We start from the raw sequence: 23,495 nt of genomic DNA, 5'->3' as shown, positions 1-23,495 counted from the left end.
TAGAACGAACATGTTGCAAAAGATATTAAACTGGTATTTCACGAAGAATGCTTTGCCGTATTGGTGTATCCTCATACTGGATATGCTGATATGCTATTTGTCGGGAATCTTCGTGTTCTGGCTGTATTACCATGGGGCTATTACGCTGGGCAATATTGTCATCTTGACAAAGACTATCTTTGTCTATATGATTTTCAACCTGATTGGTTTTAGAATATTCCACACCTATTCGGGGATCATCCGCTATTCTTCTTTTGTCGATCTGGAGAGAGTTGGATTTGCCATGGCTCTATCGTGCGTTATAGCTCAGGTATTTCATTATATCATCTATCCATTTCATCAGACATGGGGTTTTGTTCCTTTGGAAGGAAGGCAGATCTTGGCAATGTATGTCATTGCGACAATTCTTATGTGGGCAATGCGTGTATTGGTAAAGAGTCTTTATGATGTTGCTTTCAGTACTGATAAAGGGATACGCACTTTTGTATATGGCGTGAAGGAAGGAGGCGTCGGCCTTGCCAAGAATATCCGCAATGAGAAGCCTTCTCGTTTCCAGCTGAAAGGGTTCATTTCTCCGGAAGCCCGCTATGAGGGCCGGATTCTATTGGGTGAGAAGGTCTATGAAGTGAATGACGAACTGCCCCATGTATTAAAGGGGATGAATATCCAGGCAGTGGTGGTTTCTCCTTTGCAAAATGAACGATTCCGTGCAGACGAGAACTTGCAGGACATATTGATATCTAATAACATAAAGATTTATATGACCTCCGCTACCCAAGAATGGCATCCCGGGGAAGATATCAATATGACGCAGCTAAGACCAATTCACATAGAAGATTTGTTGCCAAGAAGCCAAATTCAAGTGGATATGGCCGCTATTGGCAATCTGCTATGCGGGCACAAGATTCTTATAACAGGTAGCGCGGGAAGTATTGGAAGTGAAATCCTTCGGCAGATCTCAGATTATAACCCATCGGAGCTCATGCTGGTAGACTCTGCCGAGACACCCCAGCACGACATTCGGCTCATGATGGCTCGTCGGTGGCCGAATATCAAGACAACAACATTAGTAGGCTCTATCGAGAATGAGGAGCGTATGGAAAGAGTCTTCAAGAGTTTCCTGCCGGAATATGTATTTCATGCTGCTGCATATAAACATGTTCCTATGATGGAGAATAATCCTTCAGAGGCCATTCAGAACAATGTATATGGGACGAAGGTCATCGCAGACCTCAGCGTCAAGTATGGTGTCAAGAAGTTTGTGATGCTGAGCACCGACAAGGCGGTGAACCCTACCAATGTAATGGGCTGCTCCAAGCGAATTTGTGAGATATATGTGCAGTCGTTGAATGAATCGGTGGCAAAGGGAAATCAGCAAACATATAATGGAGAGAAGGCCATCACGCAATTTATCACGACTCGTTTTGGAAATGTACTGGGATCGAACGGATCTGTCATTCCTCTGTTCAGGGAACAGATTAAGCATGGTGGTCCCGTTACAGTTACCGATCCGAATATCATTCGTTATTTCATGTTGATACCCGAAGCATGCAAGCTTGTCTTGGAAGCCGGTACTCGAGGGAAAGGAGGAGAAATCTTTGTCTTTGACATGGGTAAGCCCGTAAGGATAGCGGATTTGGCAAAACGCATGATCAAGTTGAGTGGGGCCACGAATGTAGAGATAAAGTATACAGGCCTTCGTGCGGGAGAAAAGCTTTATGAAGAGCTGCTCTCAAATGGGGAGAACACGATTCCGAGCTTCCATGAGAAGATTCGTATTGCAAAGGTGCGTGAATATGATTATGACATCGCAAATAAGCAGATAGAGGATTTAATTCATGTTTCGTATACCTATGATGAGATGGCCATTGTGAAAGTCATGAAGGAAATCGTGCCAGAATATGTGTCCAACAACTCGATTTTCGCTGCCTTGGACGCATCTTAAGCCTGTTAATTGAGCTAAATGACGAGAACGGACTTTCTCTTTCAGATGATTGCCTCGGCTTTGTGGGAGAAGCCGACGAGGGCTTTTGAAATGCCCTCCGGAGCCTATAAGAGTCTTATGGATTTGGCAGACAGGCAGACCGTCACAGGCCTGCTTTGCCAGGCTTTGATGTCGAATAATGTAAAATTGCAGAAGATGGATGCCATCAATACTTTCGCAAACTTGCGCGACATCCAGGATATGAACGAGAGGCTTAACGCGGAACTCATTGCCCTGTGCAGCTTGTTGAATGAAAGGCATATCAAATTTGTCGTTGTGAAGGGGGCAACTATCGGCGCGTTGTATCCTGAGGCTTCATCAAGGATGCCCGGAGATGTGGATTTCTATTGCGATTCGGATAATTTTGAGAAGGCAAAGGCCGCAATCTCAGAGACCTGGAAAGTAGAATACAGGGAAGATGATACAGGTGAACAGCATATATCATTTATGCATAATGCCATCATGTTTGAAATGCATTATCTTTTGCTGGAGCTTGCTTCACCACGGTTACAGGCTGTTTTCAATAAAATGATTGCCGACAGCAGGATGTGTTTTCGCCGTATTGATGGCGTTGATGTACCGATTCTTTCACCGGAAGCAGAATTGATATATACCTATTTGCATCTTTATCATCATTTTATAGAATTAGGGGTGGGATTACGGCAGATTTGTGATTTTGCCGTTTTACTGAATCAACACTATGATGACAATAAAATCAGGCTGATCCTTGAAGAACTTGGCATTAAGCGAGGTTTTACGGCATTCGAAGCCATCTGTGTGGAGAAACTCGGACTGGACGAGGCTGTTCTCCCTGTAGCAATAGACAAGAGGGACAGAAAGGAGATAGAACCGATTCTGAGGCTGGTGCTTGAGGGGGGGAACTTTGGCCAGTATGACCAGAAATATGCGGTAAGAAGTGGAATCAGATATTATCTGGATTCCTTTATCAAAAAGATTCGAAATTACCGGCAGTTCTATTCTTTGTCGCCGGCTATGATGAGGGGCCTATTCTTCAGGAGCATCCCGAAGAAAATAGGGCAGGCTCTGCGCAGATGACAAGTCATCGCCAATGGCATGTTTACATGCTGTTTGTAATATGCTTACACGCAGCCTGTAACATGTTTACATATTGCCTGTAATATTCTCAAGAGTCGTTTTCGCTACATTTCCTGCCATTGAAGTTATTTGTTTCAATCTGTTAGAACGACTTTAGGGTATGGCCAGCATTAATGCGGCTATACTCTCCGGACGGCCTTGCGGAGTATTAGGCTTTCGCCAAAGATGCGATGCCGATACTCTATTATAGTAACAAGGGGAAGCTTCTCTGCTTCCCTTTGTCGTTTTTATTTGCTCCACCAATGCTTTTTTTTCGATGCTTGTTGGTCTGCCAGTCCTTCCATTGATTCCCTCAATATCTGCCGATAGCTTTTCCCTGTACTTATAATCTGATAGATTTGTCCCCAATCGGGTAAGCCTCCGATGTTTCGGTCATCGATGAAGTAATCTGCTTTGATTTTCCGAGAAAAGTGGTTGTTCTTGTCTTTTTCTTCTTCGGGATAATCCTTGTTCACGGCATAGAACTCTACACCGCGTTCCTTGCACCAGTCTACAGCGTTTTGGAGGAGCTGGCCTTCGCGGACACTCCACAGGATGAGTTGATGGTGGTCTTGGATAAGCATGCGAAGAGTTTCCGTTGCAAACGGAATCTCTTCGCCGATGTCAGGGTATTCATGGGTAACAATTGTACCGTCGAAGTCAACAGCTATGGTCGCCATGGTTTATTTCTTAATTGAGGTATCGTTTTTGTCGCCATAATGGCTGTTGCTATAATTGCCATATGAACTGTAGGATCCATAGTCGCTGTAGTTTCCATAATGCCCGTAATGCCCGTACCTGCCATATTTGCCATACTGACCATAGCCATAATAGTATCCATACTTCTTCTTGCTCATATCGATGCCATTGATAATAATGGCCATATTAGGCAACTTCTTTTCCTCGGCAAAAGAGTTGATGAGGCTGAAAGTGCTCTTGGGTGTATAATCGGCCCGACACATATAGATGCAGGCATTGGCCACACGACCAATCTGTAAGGTGTCTGTAACCAAGCCGACTGGAGCCGTATCAATGAGGATATAGTCGTAATGTTTCTTGAGTTCATCAAAAATTTCTTCGAGACTTTTTCGTGCCACCAGTTCTGCTGGGTTGGGAGGTATTGGCCCGGCCATGAGCAACTCGAGGTTATTGTTAATTCCCGAAGGAAGAATCTGTCTTTGAATGTCTTCCCATGACGGATTGTCCTTTATAAGGAGTGGGGTAATGCCATGGATGTGATCGTCTATCTCAAACAATTCGGCAAGTCGTGGCTTACGGATGTCAAGTCCCACAAGAAGGACTTTCTTTCCGAGCAATGCAAAACTGACGGAAAGGTTTGCCGCGTTGAAAGTCTTTCCTTCGCTAGAAGTGCTGGATGTGAACATTATGACTTTCTCGCCTTCCTTGAGCATAAACTGCAGATTGGTGCGCACACTTCGGAATATCTCCTCCATCTGATTATTTTGGTTTTCGTGGACAACGATATCGGCCTTAGTCTTGGCAGACTCGCTCGCCACGGCAACATCTGCAAGGATTGGTAGTTTGGTGAGTTTGGCCACATCTTCGTGTCCTTCTATTTTATAGCGGAAGAGCTGGAGAATAAAGAGGACTAATGCGGGAATTGCCAGACCGAGGATGAGCGCTATGAGCAAAACCATGCTTTTCTTCGGGCTGATCTGTCCGCCATAGTCAGGGCCATCCAGCAGTTTTCCTTTGTCTGCGGTAGAAGCCAGCGAGATGGCGTTTTCCTCACGTTTCTGCAACAACATCAAGTAGAGCCCCGACTTTACTTCCTGCTGCCGACCGATTTGTGTCAGCATTCGCTCTTGCTCCGGTGATTCATTTACCTGCCCAGAATATTTGTTGAATTGTGAAGCAACGGCATTTCTTTGGATTTGCAAATTTGTCTTTGCTTGGTTCATCGCACGATTGATACTACTGCTCAAGCCGTCCAGTTGCTCTGTAAGGGGTGTAACTGTTGGAGAGGTCTCAGAAGCACTCTTCAATATGCGGTTGCGCTCCAAGACCAATTCATTATATTTGGTTATCAAGTTGTTGACATTGCCATCACTAATGCCTACATTCGCAGGAAGCAGTCCGTACTTTTCGCTTGATCGCATGCTTTGCTGCACGCTGTTCAAAAGAGCCATTTGCGTGTTAGCTTCACTCAGTTTCTGGGAGTATTCATCAGAGTTCTGCATGGCTTGCGTAGCATTCATATTAAGCTGAACGACATTGTTTCTTCTTTTGTAGCTTTCAAGTTGTCCTTCAGTACTACCTAGCTCGGCATTGATTTTCTCCAAGCGTCCATTGATGAATTCTTCCGTATGACGGGCAACCTCATTTTTGTCTTCATTAGCCTGACGATTATATACGACGACAAGTTGGGAGAGATAATCCATGGCACGCATCGGAACTTGGTCTGTAAGAGACAACTGTACAATGGTGGTTGTTTTTGATGCCTGATTGACAGACAGAGCGTTATTGTATTTATAAGATACGGTCTTCGGCGATACAATTTGCACTTTTATTCTCTGTCCGTCCTTCAAGGGAGTCCTGCCATTGGAAGTGAATATCAAGGTCCCCGTCTGGGTTCCAATGGTTGCGGGAAGGGTAGAGAAAGTCTTCTCGAAACTGGTTGGGGCAGATTCATTGCCATAGGTTCCGGTTACATGATAGACTTTGTCCTTACGCTGTATTTCAAGATTTACTGGTGTGGCAAGCGATTCGAGATGTATGGGATCCATGTCGACGCTGACGGGCTGTCCTTTATACAAGATGACATCTTTTATTCGTCCTTCCGTACGGTAGGAAACATAAAGCTTTAAGTCTCTCACAGTTTGTTCTGCAAGAGAACGGGACTTGAGAATTTCTATCTCGTTGTCGATGCCATTAGAATTGGAAATAAAGCCAAGGTTGGTGGCATTCTTCAATGAGTTTCCGCGTTGGTTATTATTATCATCCTTGATTAGGAATTTAGCATTTGCCTGATAGATAGGAGTCGTATAACGCAGGTAGATAGCTGCTATACCCAGGCAAATAATCAAGGAAAGTACGAACCATTTCCAATTTAGGATTACGGTTTTATAAACTTGGGCAAAGTCGAACGAAGATTTTCCTTCTTGTTCCAGTGATTCTTCTGGAACTAAATTCTTATTTTCTTCCATTATTTATTTATATTTTATTTATTTTTCTTCTATCAAGTGTATGAGATATTTTCCATATTCATTTTTCAACATGGGTTTTGCGATTTCACGAAGTTGGTCAGAGTTTATCCAGCCTTTCTTATATGCAATTTCTTCAAGGCAGGCAACTTTTAGGCCTTGTCGTTTTTCCATGACTTCAATAAAGGTACTGGCTTCGAAGAGACTGTCATGTGTACCAGTATCTAGCCATGCGAAGCCGCGCTGGAGAGTCTGGAGCTTCAGTTGATTGCGTTTCAGATATTCCTGATTGATGGTCGTAATCTCCAATTCTCCACGGTCGCTTGGCTTTATGTTCTTGGCAATTTCAATGACACTGTTGGGATAAAAGTAGAGTCCCACCACAGCATAATTGCTCTTGGGATGTTCAGGCTTTTCTTCTATGCTTAGGCAATTGCCTTCTGCATCGAATTCCGCAACACCATAGCGTTCAGGGTCATTTACATAATAGCCAAATACGGTAGCTTTATGATTCCGCTCTGCATTGATGACGCTTTGCTCCAATAGGCCAGTGAACCCTGCACCATAGAAAATATTATCACCTAACACCAGACAGACACTGTCGTTACCGACAAATTCTTCTCCGATGATGAATGCTTGCGCAAGGCCATCTGGGCTTGGTTGCTCTGCATATTCAAAATTAATCCCTAGGTCATGGCCATTACCAAGGAGTCTTTTAAACCCAGGAAGATCAAATGGGGTGGAAATGATAAGGATATTACGGATGCCTGCCAACATTAATGCTGAAACAGGATAGTAGATCATGGGTTTGTCATATATTGGAATGAGTTGCTTGCTAATTCCTTTTGTTATAGGATAGAGACGAGTCCCTGAACCACCGGCAAGTACAATACCTTTCATATCGTTTTCATCTTTTAAGTGAAAAATGAAATGTCATTTTTAATAATGTGCAAAGTTACAATAAAATAATGATATTTGGATAAATAACCCGGAGATTTTTTTATGTTTATTTCAAATAAAGTCAGAAAAATTTATCTACGATGCATAAATGGTGGGGCTTGCGCACATCAAAGACCACGATGGGGGCAAGGAAATTAATGCATAAATTATTTTGAAATATCATGGGTTTGTTGTAATTTTGTAGCAGACTTCCACAATGGAAGTAAAAAATAAATATAAAAAACATTATAAAACATCATGGGAATATTTTCAAAGATCTTCGGGAAAACTTCCAAAAAAGACAAAGTTGGAGGAATGGAAGACTATATGATGCTTGTTAGAGTTTATTTTCAAGCAGCATTAGCAAGTAACTTGGGAATAACGAACTTATCAATGCTTCCAGACCTAAGAATGTTTAAGTCAACGCTCCATGTTCCAACCGTCAATAATAAGTTGGGAGTAGGCGAAAAGTCGCAGGTTAAAAAAATATTGAAGAATATGTACAACACAAACGAGGAATTCTTCAAAGAAATAGATTTAAGTATTCGAAAAAATTGTCATAAGATTCAAGATGTTCAGGTTTATCTCGTGCAATTTCAAGGCTTTTCACAAGATTTAATGATGTTGGTTGGAAACTTAATGAAATTCAAGCTTCGTGTACCGTCTTTCTTTAAAAAGTCGATCTATGTAATGACAGAGAAAACTGTAAACGATCTTTTTGACAAGAATGATTTTAAGGACGCTGGTGTTTTGAAAGCTGTTGCGTCCGTTCGTCAGTATGATAGAAAGCTTGGATTCTCACGAAAATGGATTACTGATTTTGTCTATCAAGTTGTGATGCTTGCAAAGAAAGAATCTAAGCCAGCAGACGACAGTAGGAAAAATAAAAATTTTGCATAATATTTTGGAATTGTCAGTTTTTTAAATTAAATTTGTATCCAAATAGTCGAATCTATGGATGAGAACGAGAAAACATTAGCGTTGTTTACGACTCGTATGAGGCAGATGATTCTTCGCTTTCAAGAAATGAAAAAAGAGAGGGAAAGTCTCTATGCAGAGTTGGAAGAACGCGATGCCCAGCTGAACACCTTGCAAGGGAAGTTGACTCAAGCTCACCATGATTATGACAGTTTGAAAATGGCTCGCATGATTGAAGTCTCGGACGGGGATCTCGAAGGAGCCCAGAAAAGAATTGCGAAGCTTATTAGAGAAGTAAACAAATGTATCACACTGCTCAGTGAAAAGTAAATCAGAGCGATGAGTGAGGCCAACGGAGAAAGATTACATATAAGATTGCATGTATACGACACCGACATGCCGGTGACGGTTCCTCGTGAAGACGAGGAGTTTTATCGTAAGTGTGCTAAGCTTATAACAGATATCGTTAATTCTTATAGTGCAGTATTCAAAGGAAAAAAGAGTGATAAGGAAATTCTGTACATGGCACTTATAGATATTGCGCTTAGATACGAGAAGGAATCCATGCGTCATGATGCTATGCCTTTTAATGATATTCTCGGAAAGTTGACTTTGGAAATAGAAGAAGCTCTGAAATGAGGGGTGAGGAAAGAGAATATTATTAATAACTAAAATAAATGACAACAATATTAATCGTCGCAGCTATTGCTTTGGTAATAGGTCTTGCTGCAGGGTATCTGATTTTCCGTTATGTGATTAAAGGAAAATATAGGAGTATAGTTGAAGCCGCTAACAAAGAGGCAGATGTGATAAAAGAAAAAAAGCTTCTCGAGGTCAAGGAGAAATTCTTAAATAAGAAAAGCGAGTTGGAAAAAGAAGTCCAGCAGCGTAACCAGAGAATTCAGCAGAATGAAAACCGCCTGAAGCAACGTGAGATTTCTTTGAATCAACGGCAGGAAGAACTCGGTCGTAAAAAGATGGAGATTGATCAGCAACAACAGCGTGTCGATAATGAGAAGAAACACCTCCAAGCAAAGCAAGTTGATCTTGAGAAAATGCAGGAGCAGGAGCGTATGAAACTTGAGGAGCTCTCTGGGCTTAGTGCAGAAGAGGCAAAGTCGCGGTTGGTAGAGAGCTTGAAGGATCAGGCTAAGTTGGATGCTGCAAGCTATGTCAATGAGATTATTGCAGATGCAAAGCTTGATGCAAATCGTCAGGCAAAGAAGATTGTTATTCAGACCATTCAGCGCGTTGCGACAGAGACCGCAATAGAGAACTCAGTAAGCGTATTCCATATTGATAATGATGAAATCAAGGGGCGCATCATAGGTAGAGAAGGGCGTAATATTCGTGCCCTTGAGGCTGCAACAGGCGTTGAGATAGTCGTCGATGATACTCCGGAGGCAATTGTCATCTCAGCCTTCGATCCTGTCCGGCGGGAGGTTTGCCGATTAGCCCTTCATCAGTTGGTTGCTGATGGAAGAATTCATCCTGCTCGTATAGAAGAGGTCGTCGCAAAGGTAAAGAAACAGCTTGACAATGAAATTATTGAAACGGGTAAGCGTACAACAATCGACCTTGGTATACATGGTCTGCATCCAGAATTGATTCGAATTGTCGGAAAGATGAAATATCGTTCTTCCTATGGACAGAATTTGTTGCAACATGCTCGTGAGACAGCTAACCTTTGTGCCATCATGGCTTCGGAATTGGGCCTGAATCCTAAAAAAGCAAAGCGTGCAGGTCTGCTTCACGATATCGGCAAGGTGCCTGACGAAGAGAGTGAATTGCCGCATGCACTTTACGGAGCTAAGATTGCAGAGAAATATAAGGAGAAGCCAGACATTTGTAATGCCATTGGTGCCCACCATGATGAGGTTGAAATGCAGACATTGCTTGCGCCGATAGTTCAGGTTTGCGATGCTATTTCTGGTGCTCGTCCCGGTGCCCGTCGAGAAGTAGTAGAAGCCTATATTAAGCGCCTGAACGACCTTGAAGCCATTGCGATGAGTTATCCCGGAGTAACTAAGACCTATGCTATTCAAGCTGGTCGTGAACTTCGTGTTATCGTGGGGGCTGATAAGATGAATGATGAGGAGAGTATAAAGCTTTCTGATGAAATTGCTACAAAGATTCAGAATGAGATGACCTATCCGGGGCAAGTGAAGATTACCGTTATCCGGGAGACACGTTCGGTAGCATACGCCAAATAGTATTGGTTTATTACCAAAATATAATACAGGAGCACATCCAGACGGATGTGCTCCTGTATGTAAAGATAAAGTGCAGGTTTCTAGTTGCGGATTTGTTCCGCCTGATGAAAAATGAGTTACACAAATTGTATCAAATCAGACATCAGGGAAATCATAATTGGTAACCATCACTGCACTTTATTTGTTCTAGATTTCTTCATTAATATTTTCTCATTGCAAAGATATGATCATTTTTCCAACTCTGCAATACTTAATAGTTGGTAATTTTAAATCATGGTTTTTAGGTATTTATCATGCTTGTATCATGATTCCTTATGCTAAAATGTTGCATATTTCAGAAAAAATCACTTACTTTGCACTCGTATAAAAAGTTTGGCGATGAGAAATCAAAAAATGTATGAAGCAGATGATAAGATGATTTCTATCATCCGTGATAATTACAACATCCTTCAGAGCCTTGGTGCATTCGGCATTAGTTTAGGCTTTGGCGATAAGACTGTTCGGGAAGTCTGCGAGACGGAACATGTAGATACCTATACATTCCTGACCGTCGTAAACTTTACTATAAACGGTTATCGAGACTATGATGATGCTGACCGTCTATCGATACCCACATTACTGCATTATTTAAAGGCTTCGCATGAATATTTTCTAGACTTTGAGTTACCTTACATTCGCAAGGAGCTTGAAGAGGCTTTAGATGAGAATGATAATCTTGCACGACTGATAATGAGACTCTATGATGAGTATGCACATACCATCAAAAGCCATATGAAATATGAGGAGAAGACTGTCTTTCCATATGTAGAGACTTTGCTGAAAAATCAGCCAGCCGATAATTATGACATTGAGACCTTCTCTAAGCATCACGGGCAGATTGACCAGAAGTTAAAAGAACTCAAGAATATCATTATCAAATATCTGCCTTCTGATGGCTTGCACAATAATCAACTGTCTGCGGCTTTATACAACATATATAATTGCGAGGAATGGCTGGCTCAACATGCATCGGTAGAGGATGATATCTTTATTCCGGTGATCCGTCGTCTGGAAAGTCGGGTGAAGCAGACGGATGTAAGCTTTAGGATTTCCTGCATGCTTAATAAGAATGCTGAAAATCCTGAAAGTCTCAGTGAACGCGAGAAAGATGTCATTGTGAGCCTTGTGCAGGGAATGACCAATAAAGAGATAGCAGAACATCTCTGTATCTCTATTAATACGGTGATTACCCATCGTAGGAATATTGCCCGTAAATTGCAGATTCATTCTCCGGCTGGCCTTACGATCTATGCAATTGTGAACGATCTTGTAGATATATCATCCGTGAAGCTATAACAGTTTTTGTAAGGTGATATGAGAGTAACCTTTCGAATGCTAATAACACAATCTTTAATGAGGGGTAACAAATTTCTCCTGTCTGGGAAACCTTAATTTTATATCTGTGGCAGATTCAATTAGAGGAACGGGGCCAGAAGGTGGGCAAACCATCCTCTGAACCTTTGCCACGGCGTGCGCCATTCATTCCATGAGGCTTCTGTCAATAAGAAGCTGTCTTTTTTGTTCTTTTCAAACAGATCGTCAAGTTCTTTGGTTGTATGGAGATCAACGATGACCGCATTTGCTTCCATATCCCAACTCAGACTTCGTGCATTAAGGTTGGCACTTCCCACCGTGCAGAACTTCCCGTCTACCAAGATAATTTTGGTGTGGTGAAATCCAGAAGTATACATCCATATCGTACACCCTTTTTTCATTAGTTTGTGGGCATTGTAGAATCCACAGTCGGGAGTGAGCGGAATATCGCTTTTCGTAGAAATCAGAATCTCCACCTTCACCCCCCTCTTGACGGCTTTCCGCAGAGCCTTCTTGATGGAGTGGTTAAGGGTGAAGTAGGGGTTGATAAGTTTTATGCTGTCCCGGGCATCATTGATGGCATTGACATAGAAAGTCCTAATGATTTCATTAGTGGTTCGAGGCTCCCGATTAATGATGCCCACCATTTTGTTTCCTTTAGAACAGGTGGTATCAGCCTTCAGTCCCTCGCTATAGTCTTTGTTGTCATAGAGTCCCCGATAGTATTTTGATCCATACACATTCTGCTTTGAAACCTTGTTCCACACTTTAAGGAAGATAGCTTGCAATGTGTTTACTTCGGCGCCGTCAATGCGGCAATGCATATCGTGCCAGGCACCTACTTGTTGAGTCCCCTTAATATAATAATCGGCAACATTCATGCCGCCGGTATAGGCAATCTTCCCGTCTATGATCACAATCTTGCGGTGATCGCGAGTGAACACATGGTTAATCCATGGGAATCTAATGGGGTCATACTTATATATCTCGATACCTTTTGACCTGATAGAATCCAGATGATATTTCTTTAGAGGACGATTGTTCGACGCGTTTCCGAATGCATCGAACAATGCACGGACCTCCACGCCTTCTTTTGCTTTTTCTTCAAGGTGTTGAAAGAGAAGTCGTGCTATCGAGTCATTGCGGAAGTTAAAGTATTCCAAATGGATAGAGCTCTTGGCATGGTCTATGGCTTTGAACAAGTCGTCAAACTTTTGCTGTCCGTTCATCAGCAGCACCACAGAGTTGTTGTGTGAGAATTTCACCCCTTTCTCGCGAAGTTGGTTCACAATGATAGAGTCTGAAGTCTGTGCATCCACCTGTATGCCCATTAATATTAATGAGCTTATCAATATACTTCTTAGAAATTCCATTTTCGTTTAAATCATACAGCTGTAATGGTCGACAACGCCTAACAAAGAGCCATCTTCGTCAACTACAAGCACCGTGTGAATCTTGTGCGTGTTCATAATTTGCTGTATATCTGTAATCTTCGTATTCGGCAAAACAGTCTTAGGCTCCGTGGTCATAATGTCGCTCACGGTCCTGTCAAAGAAATGTGCCTGCCATTTCTCCATTGCCCGGCGGATATCGCCATCGGTAATAAGCCCGACAACCTTACCATTCTCCAGAGAAACACCAAGTCCGAGTTTACCTTTGCTGACATGGATGATGGCTTCTCCCAGATGCATTTCTTTTGGAATGATGGGGAGCTCGTCGCTGCGCATGACATCTTCTGCCGTGGTGAGCAATCGCTTTCCGAGCTCTCCACCGGGATGAAACTGTGCGAAGTCTTTCGGTTTGAAATCTCTCACTCTCATCAGTGCAATAGCCAGTGCGTCTCCCATGGCCAGGGCTGCGGTTGTGCTACTGGTAGGAGCCAGATTCAGAGGGCAGGCCTCTTTCTTTACCCACACTTTTATATGGGCATTTGAGTATTTTGCCAGTAATGAGTTCTCATTTCCTGTCATCGCAATGATGGGCACATTCATGTGGAGTACCATTGGGATGAATCTAAGCAGTTCATCGGTCTGCCCAGAGTTGCTGAGCGCAAGCACTACATCATCCGAGGTCATCACTCCCAGATCGCCATGATAGACATCAAGGGGGTTGATGAAAAAGGCGGGAGTCCCTGTAGATGCCAGCGTTGCGGCTATCTTGGCGCCTACATTACCGCTTTTACCTACGCCGGTTACGATAATCTTTCCCTTGCATTCGAACATCATTTTCACTGCATGGTCGAAGTTCTGGTCCAATTGGGGAACAAGCCCGAGCAGTGCGTCAGATTCTTCCTTTAGTGCCTGAATGGCAAACTCGCGGGCATGATTCAGTTTTTCTGTAGCTTTTTCTGTCATAGTAATTGTGTGATTAAGGCTTCTAACTGGTCCAGCTTCAGCATGTTTGGTCCGTCGCTCAAACCTTTGTCGGGATTTGGATGAACTTCGAAAAAGTATCCGGTAGCGCCGAAAGCTTTTGCCGCCAATGCCATGGAAGGTACAAAACGGCGGTCGCCAGAGGTTGTTCCGTTGCCGGCTCCGGGACGCTGGACACTGTGCGTGCAGTCCATAATGACCGTCGAAACGATTTCCTTCATATCAGGAATATTGCGGAAATCCACGACAAGGTTGTTATAGCCGAAGGAATTACCCCTTTCCGTCAACCATACTTCCTTGGCTCCGGAATCAAGAGCTTTCTCCACGGGAAACCTCATGTCCTCCCCGCTTAGGAATTGTGCCTTCTTGATATTAACGATCTTTCCTGTCTTGGCGGCAGCGATCAACAGGTCTGTTTGCCGGCATAGGAATGCAGGGATCTGCAATACATCAACCACTTGTCCTGCGGTCTCGGCATGATAGCTCTCGTGGATATCGGTGGTAATGCGAAGTCCATATTTAGACTTCACATCACCCAGCATCTGCAGCCCTCTCTCTAAGCCCGGGCCGCGAAACGAATGGATAGAAGTTCGGTTTGCCTTGTCAAACGAGGCTTTGAAGATAATATCAACACCTAAGCGTTGATTGATTTTTACGAGTTCCTGTGCTACTGTGTCAAGCAGTTCAGCCGATTCAATGACACAGGGACCAGCGATAAATACTGATTTATTCATGATGACCTTTTATTTTTTCCATAGCTTCATCCTCGCTGTCGACATGTTTGCTGGGGCCTTCGTCCGGAATGATATGTATATCGCGCTGTGGGAATGGGATATTTATATTGTTTTCGTTCAGAGCGTCATAGACGGCTTCCATAATCTCGCTTTTTGCATAGGAGCGGGTAAGTACCGGGACCCATACAAGAATCTTGAAGTTAATGCTATTGTCTCCAAATTCCACGAATATAATCTGCACTTCTTTGTTGCGATCACGGCAATCAAGTTTATTCACCGCATTATAAATAATGTCTTTTACTTCTTTGACATTTGAGCCATACGCTACGCCGACAGGGATGATGGCCAGCTCGTAACCATGATTCTTAGTCAGGTTTTTATAGTTCTTGGTGAAGAGTTGTGAATTCTGAAAAGCAATTACACTGCCGTCGACAGTATCCATCATAGTGGAAGTATAGTTGATTGAGCTTACTCTGCCACGAACGCCGTCGCATTCAATAAGGTCGCCCACCTTGATGCGGCCCATCATCAGTGATACGCCATAATAGATATTCTCAAGGATATCTTTCATCGCAAAACCGACACCCGTGGAGAATCCTCCGGAAACGACTACCAGCCAGGTGTTGTTTACATGAAAAATGGTAAGTACAAACATCAGCCAGATCCCCCATACGATTACCTGCATCACATTCTTGACCATGGTCATCTTGCTGGCAGCGGTAGTAGGGTCTTTTTCCTCGAAATGCTTCTTCATGAACTCTTTCAGCGTCTTGTTGATATACGAGAAAAGGAAAAACAAAATAATGGCCTGGCAAATGCCGAAGATGCTTACTTGTATATTCTTTGAATTGATATAAGGCGTCGTATAGATGCGCCAAGTGGTATCGTTCAGGTTGAACACATCAGCTGCCCAGTAGATAGAGAGAATAATTGAAGCCACACCTAATATGGGAAGTAGTACATTCGAGAGCAGCCGGTGAAACCAGGTTTCCGTGATGGGCCTTTCTTCGAGATTATGCCTTTCGGCATATGCCTTGAGCAACCCGGAGAAGCAGGTAATGGTCAGGATGCAGGTGAGCTGCATGATCCACCAGATGAGGATTTCTACGCTCAGCAGGGTATAGCCGGTCCAGGAAGCAATCAGGGAGACAAGGAAGACCACAAGGGTTATGTCGGCATAGAGTCTATCTGCCTTTGGAATGTTGGTGCCATGCTTTTTTATCCTTCCCCACTGCCACCATGTACAGGCAAGGAGGATGGGGGGGAAGAGGAGATTTACCACATCATTCGGAACCAGAACTATCCGGAGGCTGATGACGATGAAGTCAACTACCATTAATGGTACATAAATGCGGAAGCCGCTTTTTATTTGATCGCCCTCTAAGCGGACCAGCAGCGAAATCAGGATGACGCCTAAGAGCCAGGTGTACTCAACCAGCAGATCGGAGGCCATGATAAAAAAGTTCTGGTCCCATACCAGTCTCACGATGGCGATGAGGATGGCAAAAGTGATGACCGTTGTCGCCCACACAATATATTTCCGCTTATCCAGGAATGATTCTTGGATAGAGGCAGCATTGTCTCTTTTGAATAACCGGCCGTAGAGTACGCTCAGCTTCTCGCTCTTTATGATCTTTGTAAAGAGGAATCGGATAAAGAAGATATTGAGTGATGTCGCAATAAAGCCAAAGAAAACCAAGGTGATGAGCAGGCCGAACATAAGCCGGCTGTCCCATTGGGATTCCACCCGCGTCTGGGGTCTGTATTTTTCTATAAGGGTCGACTTGGTTTCGGTAATGGAGTGGTGCAGGTTACTGAGAATCTTGAAATAAGAATCGCCTGCATTGCTGAAGATGCTTGTCTGGATTTCGTAGTATCGCTTATTGGCATAATCGTTCAGAGCTTTCAAATGCTCTGAAGTCATCTTGTAATATTTGATGTAGTCGTTCTGCTGCTCGTTGTTTTCCTGCAGCGTGCGCCGAATATTCACGGCCAGCGTGAGGCATACATTCCTGTCAATCTGGGCCCTCTCACTAAGCGACTGGGGATACATCGATCCCAGCACATTTACCAGGCTGTCATAGCGGGCTATCTCCACATCGTTCTTCTCCACGAATGCGCGGAAAGGTCTCACGGTTTCTTGAAATTTCTGGTATTGCTCGGTTGCCTCGTGGCATGCATAGGTGAGGTCGAAAATGTAGCCGGTTTTCTGAGAATAGAGCATCAGCGAGTTCTGATTACTGCTGTTCATGATGGAGAACATCTCCTTGCCGATCCTGTCCTGCTCGTCTTTCAAGAATCCTGATTCATGAATAAGCTCCGAATGATATCTCGTCAACTCCTGTCTCAGAATCGACAGCGTACTGGCAATGTCTCGCTCTTTCAGTACGGCGTTTGCCGACAGGACAGAAGTCAGTAGCGCAAATATGAATAGTAGTTTCCTCATCCCAATTGATATATTTGATGCAAAAATAATCAAAAGAATTGATAGAAAGAAATAATTTATTAAATTTGCAGACAAAATTAGGGATTTTATGATACTTATTGCAGATAGCGGCAGCACCAAGACCGACTGGGCATTGATCGGTGAAGATAATTCCGTGGTATATTATAAAACAGAGGGAATCAATCCGCTCTTTCAGTCATTTGAGGATGTTAAGCAGGGAGTATCCTTCCTCCATCACGAGTTCCCCACCTTACAGCCCCCGTTGTCTGTCCATTTTTACGGAGCTGGCTGCACGGTCGACAAGGCTCCCTTGATGGTGCAGACGCTCCAAGCGGCTTTCCGCTTTCCCGCAGAAAGTTTGCAAATCCATGTCGACAGCGACTTGATGGCAGCGGCAAGGGCACTGTGCGGGCACGCTAGCGGCATAGCCTGCATTCTGGGAACGGGATCAAATTCCTGTCTCTATGACGGAGAGAGAATCTTGGAGAATACTCCTCCCTTAGGCTTCATCCTGGGCGACGAGGGAAGTGGAGCCTCGCTGGGAAAGCACTTTCTGAATGGCATCTTCAAAGGATGGCTGTCCCAAAAAATGCGTGATGATTTTTTGATGGAATTCAAGATGACTTATCCGCAGGTCATTGAGCGTGTCTACCGTCATTCGCTGCCCAATCGTTTTCTTGCAAGCATTGTTCCCTATATTTCAAAAAAACTTGAGAATGAAGAACTGAAACAGATGATTATAAGCGATTTTAAAAGTTTCTTTAGATTAAATATTCAGCAATATCAGCAATCAGGGCTCCCCGTGGGGTTTGTAGGCGGAGTTGCTTATAGTCTTGAACCTTTACTGAGAGAAGTTGCGCAATCGGAAGGTTTTACGGTTGGCACGGTCCTTAAATCCCCTATAGAGGGACTTGTTGAGTATCATTCTTCAGCACTGTAAGCACAGTTTCAAATTGTTGTCGACATTTGAAACTCTGAGTTTCAGCCGTTGAAACTTCAAGTTTCAGTCATTGAAACACGGAGTTTCAGCTACAGAAACTTCTTGTTTCAGTAACTGAAACACTTCCCGCTTACTATTCCGCATTTCCCGAGCGACGGTTTTTATTAAAAGTTTTTGTTAATAAAACGAGTTGTCTGGAAGAAAATAAATTTATAATTATCATTTTTCGAAAAAATATATTAACTTTGTCCAGCATTTCAGTTATTGACTTAAGTTGCTGCGAGGAACATCCTCTAAGGCGGCTACTGAATTCAAGCGAATGTATTTGATAATTTTTATCCACAGCTTGCTGATAATTTGTTAGTCAGTAAGCAGGAAAGCTTGAATTCAACACTTTTAATCCCGTAATATATAATGGCTGATCCCATATCGATAGTTCCTATAGGAGGTTTATGTAACCGCATAAATTCTATATTGTGTGCGATTGCTACGCATGAGCAATTGGGTTATAATTTTAATATCTATTGGCATAATAACTCGGAGCTGAGGGCAGATTTTCTTGATTTATTTCAACCTATCCACATGCCCGGCATTACGATTTCTCCTTTAAAAGGAAGAATCTTGTTGCCAGGCGGGAGACTGTCTCCGATAATGGACTTTGTCAGGAAGTTGGAATTTGATCATTGTTATCATGGAAGTAAAATCTCTAATGATGATTTTAGAAAATATACCCATGGCAAAGTTTATATTCAGACTTCCAATCGGTTCTCACCTTATAGTCTTGATGAAATAGACACTTATTTTAAACCAATAAATTCTATTCGGCAGCAAATAGATGAGATTACGGCAACCTTTAAAAATACTTTTGGCCTTCATATAAGGCGGACAGATAACACCAAGGCAATAGAAGAAAGTAACGACGCAAAATTCTTTGCACGGACAGACCAGATGTTAGAGGCCGATCCTGATAGCACATTTTTTCTTGCCACAGATGATCTGCAAGTCAAAGAGAGCTATAGGATCCGTTATGGAGAAAAGGTAATTACCAACGATTCTGATTTATCAAGAGCAACACTCAAGGGTATGAAGAATGCGGTAATAGACCTATGGTGTCTTGGCGCATGTAAATATATTCTTGGAAGTGCCGCATCTACCTATTCCAGTTGTGCCGCGAAGATTTACGGGAAACAACTATATATAGTGAAGTAATTGCCAATGTCTACCGCAACCAGAGTTGTTAAGAATACCGGATTCCTTTATCTTAAAATGGGCATATCGATGTTCATTTCTTTATGGACTACACGGTTGATCCTTAATTCCTTGGGTGCTTCCGACTTTGGTATATATAATGTTGTCGGAGGTGCTATTGCCATGCTTGGATTCCTGAATAATGCAATGGCTACCTCTACGCAAAGATTTATGTCCTATACGAAAGGTGAAGGCAATGCAAATAAAATGAGAACCGTTTTTACAATTAGCATCGTTCTTCATCTCATTGTTGCATTTTTAGCCGTACTTGTTTTCTTGTTGGGGTATTACATATATTTTCATGGGCTGTTAAATATACCAGCAGAGAGGATGCCTTCTGCTAAACTCGTATATATATGTATGATTGGCAGCACAGTTTTTACAATTATGACAGTACCCTATGATGCAATACTGAATGCCCATGAGAATATGAAGATCTATGCTCTTATCGGCTTGGCGGAATCCTTTATGAAGTTAGGTGTAGCTTTTGCATGTGTCGTTTCAAATAATGACAAGTTACTTTTATATGCGATTTTAATGTCCGTGATTCCATTTATATCTATGGGTGCAATGAGGATTTACTGCCATAGATATTATGATGAATGCAAATTCTCTTTGGAAAAGTATTGGAATCGTAGTTTAATGAAAGAAATGACTGTATTTGCAGGATGGAGCTTAGGAATATGTCTATCCTCTATGTTTAGGCAGTTTGGCATGGGGATAATTCTGAATTTCTTTTTTGGAACTCTGGCTAATGCCGCTCAAGGAGTCGTAAATCAGTTAAACGGGCAATTGTCTACATTGGGTAATGGTATTATAAAAGCATTGAATCCCGTGATTACTAAAAGTGCAGGATCGGAAGAATATGAAAACATGTTGAAAGCTGCTGTATCAGGCACTAAGGTATCTTTCTTTATAATAACATTCGTTTTCATTCCTTTTATAGTTGATACTGAGTATATATTAAAATTGTGGTTGTATAAAGTACCGCGGTACTCAGATATTTTCTGTATTCTTCTTTTAATAACAACAATGGTGGGAAATATAACACTATTTATTCCGCAAATGATTAATGCTGTTGGAAAAATTAAGGAATATTCCTTTTTTATCTCGATCTGTAATTTCCTACCTCTTGTTTTGGCAGTATGGGCATATATGCTGCACGCAACTCCAGAGTATATGTATTATGCGTTGATGATCTCGATGATATTTAAAATTATTATTGATCTATATTATGGGCATAAATATTGCGGCTTAAATCCAAGGAAGTATTTTAGGGAGGTTATTCTTACATATACTATGAATATATTATTATCCATATACATATCTTCTTTAGTCAAGGGGTATTTTCCCCCGTCTCTCATGAGATTTGTACTAATATCCATAATCGGGATTTCTGCATATGCACTATTTGCATATATTCTGATATTAAATCAGGAAGAGAGAATGACAATAAAGAAAATAATCTTTTCAATAAGGTTAAAGTTTAAAAAACAATACAAGACCTCATGATTTAATAGGCCATAATTTAATATCTTCTGTTCCTTGTCTCTTGCCCCTAACAAAATTTATAAATATCTGTTTCTACTATTGACATTTATTTCTGTCAATCAGTGGAGTCCTGTTCCTATAGGTAATACAACAACTACCTATATATTAAATTACACCCTTCTGATTTGCTTTATATGGAGCCTTGTTAAGCAGAGGATAAATATCTTAAGGAATCAATATACAATAGTTGGTGTATATCTATGCTGGGCATTGTTTGAAATACTAAGAGGCTTTTATGTTGCGGAGAATTATTGGGAATGGAAGAACTTTACAGGTACAATACCAGTAGTTTTGTTTCCTTTGATAGTCTTTGTCCTAAAAGATCCGATTGTCTTAAAAAGTATTTTAAAACCATGGTATAGGTGGGCACTGCTTGCTTTTGTATTGTTTTTCTATTGGATGGTGGGGATTAGTCAATTCTATTTAGGTCCTCTCTTTTTCGCATTATGCTTTTTGTCATTAGGGAAAAATCCTTTTATGAAAATAGTCATCGTTGTGCTGGGAATCCTGATGTTGACAGACAATATTATAGATAATAGAAGCCAGTTCATAAAGGCCGCAATGTCGTTCCTAATCCTCTTCTCATCTGTTTTTCATAAATTTATTTCCACTTATCTCATTAGAGTTGCCTGCTTGGCTGTAATTATAGCGACAATTATCTTACTTTATTTAGGTTTGACAGGAAACTTCAACCTCTTTAAGGATATAAGTGATAATTATGAAGGGCGGTATACAATGGTGTCCGATGCTGACGGAGAACTCAAAACTATTGATATGTCTGGAGATACAAGAACTTTCATTTATGAGGAGGTTTTGGGTTCTGCAATTAAAAATGACTATGTTCTGATGGGTAGAACTCCTGCCCGAGGGCACGATGCAATCGTTTTCGCAGAAGAAGCCCGGGACCTTTTGTCTGTGCATTATGTTGATAATTTGAAAATAGAACGCCATAAAGACGAGATCTGTTTTACTAATATTTTTACCTGGTTAGGCCTTGTCGGTGTATTACTATATATGTGTATATATCTGTATTCTGCTTATTTGGGATTGTTTAAGTCCAACAGCAAATATGTGAAGTTATGTGGCGCTATGGTGGTTTTCTATTTTGCATTTGGCTGGATAGAAAATTCAACAAGTTTTGATATAATCAATGTTACCTATTGGATTTTTATTTCCATATGCCTGTCTTCTTCTTTTAGAAAGATGACTGATAAAGAATTCAAATTGTGGTTTAGAACTATTATATGATGAAAATACGAGTGCTATGGTTGACGCCAACTTCTGGGACAAATCAAGGCATAACTAATACATACAATGGTGGAGGTTGGGTACCTTCTCTCCAAAAACTGCTAAATTCTGAATCTGAAATAGAGCTGGCAGTAGCTTTCCCGTCAAAATCCAAGTTACCTTATTCAAAAAACGGAAATACGAACTATTATCCTATATACACTCCAGAAAAAAGCAAACTCCAGAAGATTAAGTTTTATTATGGGGGATATCGGAATATAGCCCCCCAAAAGCACATTCTGGAAATTCAGAATGTTATCAATGACTTCAAGCCCAATGTGATTCATTTGTTTGGCATAGAAAATCCATTTGCCTCAATTCTGGGTCGAACAAATATTCCTGTCATAGTCTATCTTCAAGGAATCTTAAATCCGTGTAAAAATGCTTTTTGGCCTCAAGGTTTAAATAAGGTCTCTTTACTGTGGCCTTTCTCGAAGCGAGAATGGATTATCAAGAATGGTTATAGGTATGCTTATAATAGTATTGTGAGAAGGGCGGAATATGAGATGGAACTTTTTAAAAAAATTAAATATGTAATGGGAAGAACGCAGTGGGATTATGACATTTCAAGACTCTATGCTCCTCATTCAAAATATTTCCATCTTGACGAGGTTCTGCGTGATGAGTTTTATGAGAATGCGGGAAGTTGGAATGGAAACAATAAAAAAATAGTGATTACTTCCACTATATCGGAAACCATATACAAGGGGTTTGATATTATATTAAAAACAGCCAGAATTTTAACTGGGACCGGAATTAATTTTCAGTGGAATGTAATAGGAATAAAGCCTAATGCTGAGTTCGTACACCTTTTTGAGAAAAATTATCATATAAAATGTCAGGGGGTGAATATCAAATGTGTAGGTGTGTTGAACTCCTCTGAAATAATAGAATACCTTCTTCATTCTGATATTTTTGTTCATCCATCGTATATAGATAATAGTCCAAATGCTCTTTGCGAAGCCCAGATTTTAGGTATTCCAGTAATTGCAACTTATGTTGGAGGTATTCCCTCATTAATAGATCATGCCCAAAATGGTTTTCTTGTTCCTGCAAATGATCCTTATAGTATTTCATACTTGATTCAGAATCTCAGTATAGACAGAGCTCTTGCTGATAGAATTAGTAACAAGGGATATAAAACAGCATTAGTTCGCCATGACAGAGATAAAATCTTATGTGGCATGTTATCTATTTATAAAAAGGTTGTTTATGAGGATTATTGAGTTTGCATTTGGGTCATGTAGAAAA

The 23,495-nt window shown here is 41.6% G+C and carries 19 protein-coding genes; 12 read left to right on the top strand and 7 right to left on the bottom strand.

The window, feature by feature from the left end; genetic code table 11:
• Window positions 1–10: 10 nt before the first annotated feature.
• The gene (locus tag C7120_RS10800) at window positions 11–1,945 is read left to right on the top strand and encodes a nucleoside-diphosphate sugar epimerase/dehydratase (protein ID WP_107621685.1); all 1,935 of its coding nucleotides are present in this window, start codon (window positions 11–13) and stop codon (window positions 1,943–1,945) included.
• An 18-nt stretch (window positions 1,946–1,963) separates the two neighbouring features.
• Window positions 1,964–3,040, top strand: coding sequence for a nucleotidyltransferase family protein (locus C7120_RS10795; protein WP_107621684.1), 1,077 nt, complete (start codon window positions 1,964–1,966; stop codon window positions 3,038–3,040).
• Between the two features lie 287 nt (window positions 3,041–3,327).
• On the opposite strand, the gene C7120_RS10790 is transcribed toward C7120_RS10795, so the two are convergent.
• The 3 genes from C7120_RS10790 to rfbA are packed head-to-tail and all read right to left on the bottom strand — an operon-like array spanning window position 3,328 to window position 7,143.
• Complete coding sequence (locus C7120_RS10790) at window positions 3,328–3,759, bottom strand: BT0820 family HAD-type phosphatase (protein WP_107621683.1); 432 nt, start codon at window positions 3,757–3,759, stop codon at window positions 3,328–3,330.
• Window positions 3,760–3,762: 3 nt separating this feature from the next.
• Window positions 3,763–6,246: a tyrosine-protein kinase gene (locus C7120_RS10785; protein ID WP_107621682.1), complete on the bottom strand. Its 2,484-nt coding sequence runs from the start codon at window positions 6,244–6,246 to the stop codon at window positions 3,763–3,765.
• A gap of 18 nt (window positions 6,247–6,264) precedes the next feature.
• Window positions 6,265–7,143, bottom strand: coding sequence for a glucose-1-phosphate thymidylyltransferase RfbA (gene rfbA, locus C7120_RS10780; RefSeq protein WP_107621681.1), 879 nt, complete (start codon window positions 7,141–7,143; stop codon window positions 6,265–6,267).
• A 297-nt stretch (window positions 7,144–7,440) separates the two neighbouring features.
• Between rfbA and C7120_RS10775 the strand changes: the two genes are divergently transcribed.
• From C7120_RS10775 to C7120_RS10755, 5 genes are all read left to right on the top strand, one after another.
• Window positions 7,441–8,082, top strand: a complete 642-nt coding sequence (locus C7120_RS10775; protein WP_107621680.1) for a hypothetical protein — start codon at window positions 7,441–7,443, stop codon at window positions 8,080–8,082.
• A 54-nt stretch (window positions 8,083–8,136) separates the two neighbouring features.
• Window positions 8,137–8,430, top strand: a complete 294-nt coding sequence (locus tag C7120_RS10770; RefSeq protein WP_107621679.1) for a hypothetical protein — start codon at window positions 8,137–8,139, stop codon at window positions 8,428–8,430.
• Window positions 8,431–8,439: 9 nt separating this feature from the next.
• Window positions 8,440–8,739: a cell division protein ZapA gene (locus C7120_RS10765; protein WP_107621678.1), complete on the top strand. Its 300-nt coding sequence runs from the start codon at window positions 8,440–8,442 to the stop codon at window positions 8,737–8,739.
• 38 nt (window positions 8,740–8,777) lie between these two features.
• Window positions 8,778–10,313 carry a ribonuclease Y gene (gene rny, locus C7120_RS10760; RefSeq protein WP_107621677.1) on the top strand — a complete coding sequence of 512 codons (1,536 nt, stop codon included), beginning with the start codon at window positions 8,778–8,780 and terminating at the stop codon, window positions 10,311–10,313.
• A gap of 378 nt (window positions 10,314–10,691) precedes the next feature.
• Complete coding sequence (locus tag C7120_RS10755) at window positions 10,692–11,648, top strand: LuxR C-terminal-related transcriptional regulator (protein WP_107621676.1); 957 nt, start codon at window positions 10,692–10,694, stop codon at window positions 11,646–11,648.
• A 119-nt stretch (window positions 11,649–11,767) separates the two neighbouring features.
• On the opposite strand, the gene C7120_RS10750 is transcribed toward C7120_RS10755, so the two are convergent.
• Genes C7120_RS10750 through C7120_RS10735 form a run of 4 tightly spaced genes read right to left on the bottom strand, consistent with a single transcriptional unit; the run spans window position 11,768 to window position 17,218 of the window.
• Complete coding sequence (locus tag C7120_RS10750; RefSeq protein ID WP_107621675.1) at window positions 11,768–13,039, bottom strand: phosphatidylserine/phosphatidylglycerophosphate/cardiolipin synthase family protein; 1,272 nt, start codon at window positions 13,037–13,039, stop codon at window positions 11,768–11,770.
• A gap of 6 nt (window positions 13,040–13,045) precedes the next feature.
• The gene (locus C7120_RS10745; protein WP_107621674.1) at window positions 13,046–14,020 is read right to left on the bottom strand and encodes an SIS domain-containing protein; all 975 of its coding nucleotides are present in this window, start codon (window positions 14,018–14,020) and stop codon (window positions 13,046–13,048) included.
• Window positions 14,017–14,772 carry a 3-deoxy-8-phosphooctulonate synthase gene (kdsA, locus tag C7120_RS10740; protein ID WP_107621673.1) on the bottom strand — a complete coding sequence of 252 codons (756 nt, stop codon included), beginning with the start codon at window positions 14,770–14,772 and terminating at the stop codon, window positions 14,017–14,019. The genes C7120_RS10745 and kdsA overlap by 4 nt, the downstream gene beginning before the upstream one ends.
• Complete coding sequence (locus C7120_RS10735; protein WP_107621672.1) at window positions 14,765–17,218, bottom strand: mechanosensitive ion channel family protein; 2,454 nt, start codon at window positions 17,216–17,218, stop codon at window positions 14,765–14,767. The genes kdsA and C7120_RS10735 overlap by 8 nt, the downstream gene beginning before the upstream one ends.
• 88 nt (window positions 17,219–17,306) lie before the next feature.
• Here C7120_RS10735 and C7120_RS10730 point away from each other — a divergent pair, with 88 nt between their 5' ends.
• The 5 genes from C7120_RS10730 to C7120_RS10710 all read left to right on the top strand — a co-directional run bounded on the left by C7120_RS10730 (window position 17,307) and on the right by C7120_RS10710 (window position 23,470).
• A complete protein-coding gene (locus tag C7120_RS10730) occupies window positions 17,307–18,158 on the top strand; it encodes an ATPase (protein WP_107621671.1) in 852 nt (283 codons plus the stop codon).
• Between the two features lie 414 nt (window positions 18,159–18,572).
• Complete coding sequence (locus C7120_RS10725) at window positions 18,573–19,367, top strand: hypothetical protein (RefSeq protein WP_107621670.1); 795 nt, start codon at window positions 18,573–18,575, stop codon at window positions 19,365–19,367.
• A 6-nt stretch (window positions 19,368–19,373) separates the two neighbouring features.
• On the top strand, window positions 19,374–20,918 hold the full coding sequence (locus tag C7120_RS10720) for a lipopolysaccharide biosynthesis protein (RefSeq protein ID WP_233247091.1): 1,545 nt from the start codon (window positions 19,374–19,376) through the stop codon (window positions 20,916–20,918).
• A 249-nt stretch (window positions 20,919–21,167) separates the two neighbouring features.
• Window positions 21,168–22,205 carry a hypothetical protein gene (locus C7120_RS10715; protein WP_146154259.1) on the top strand — a complete coding sequence of 346 codons (1,038 nt, stop codon included), beginning with the start codon at window positions 21,168–21,170 and terminating at the stop codon, window positions 22,203–22,205.
• A complete protein-coding gene (locus C7120_RS10710) occupies window positions 22,202–23,470 on the top strand; it encodes a glycosyltransferase family 4 protein (RefSeq protein WP_107621668.1) in 1,269 nt (422 codons plus the stop codon). The genes C7120_RS10715 and C7120_RS10710 overlap by 4 nt, the downstream gene beginning before the upstream one ends.
• The last annotated feature ends 25 nt before the right edge of the window (window positions 23,471–23,495 follow it).

The sequence above is a fragment of the Prevotella sp. oral taxon 376 genome (genome assembly GCF_003043945.1).
GTDB lineage: Bacteria > Bacteroidota > Bacteroidia > Bacteroidales > Bacteroidaceae > Prevotella.
The sequence above is the reverse complement of the archived record's forward strand: the minus strand, read 5'-3'. Positions and strand labels throughout refer to the sequence as shown.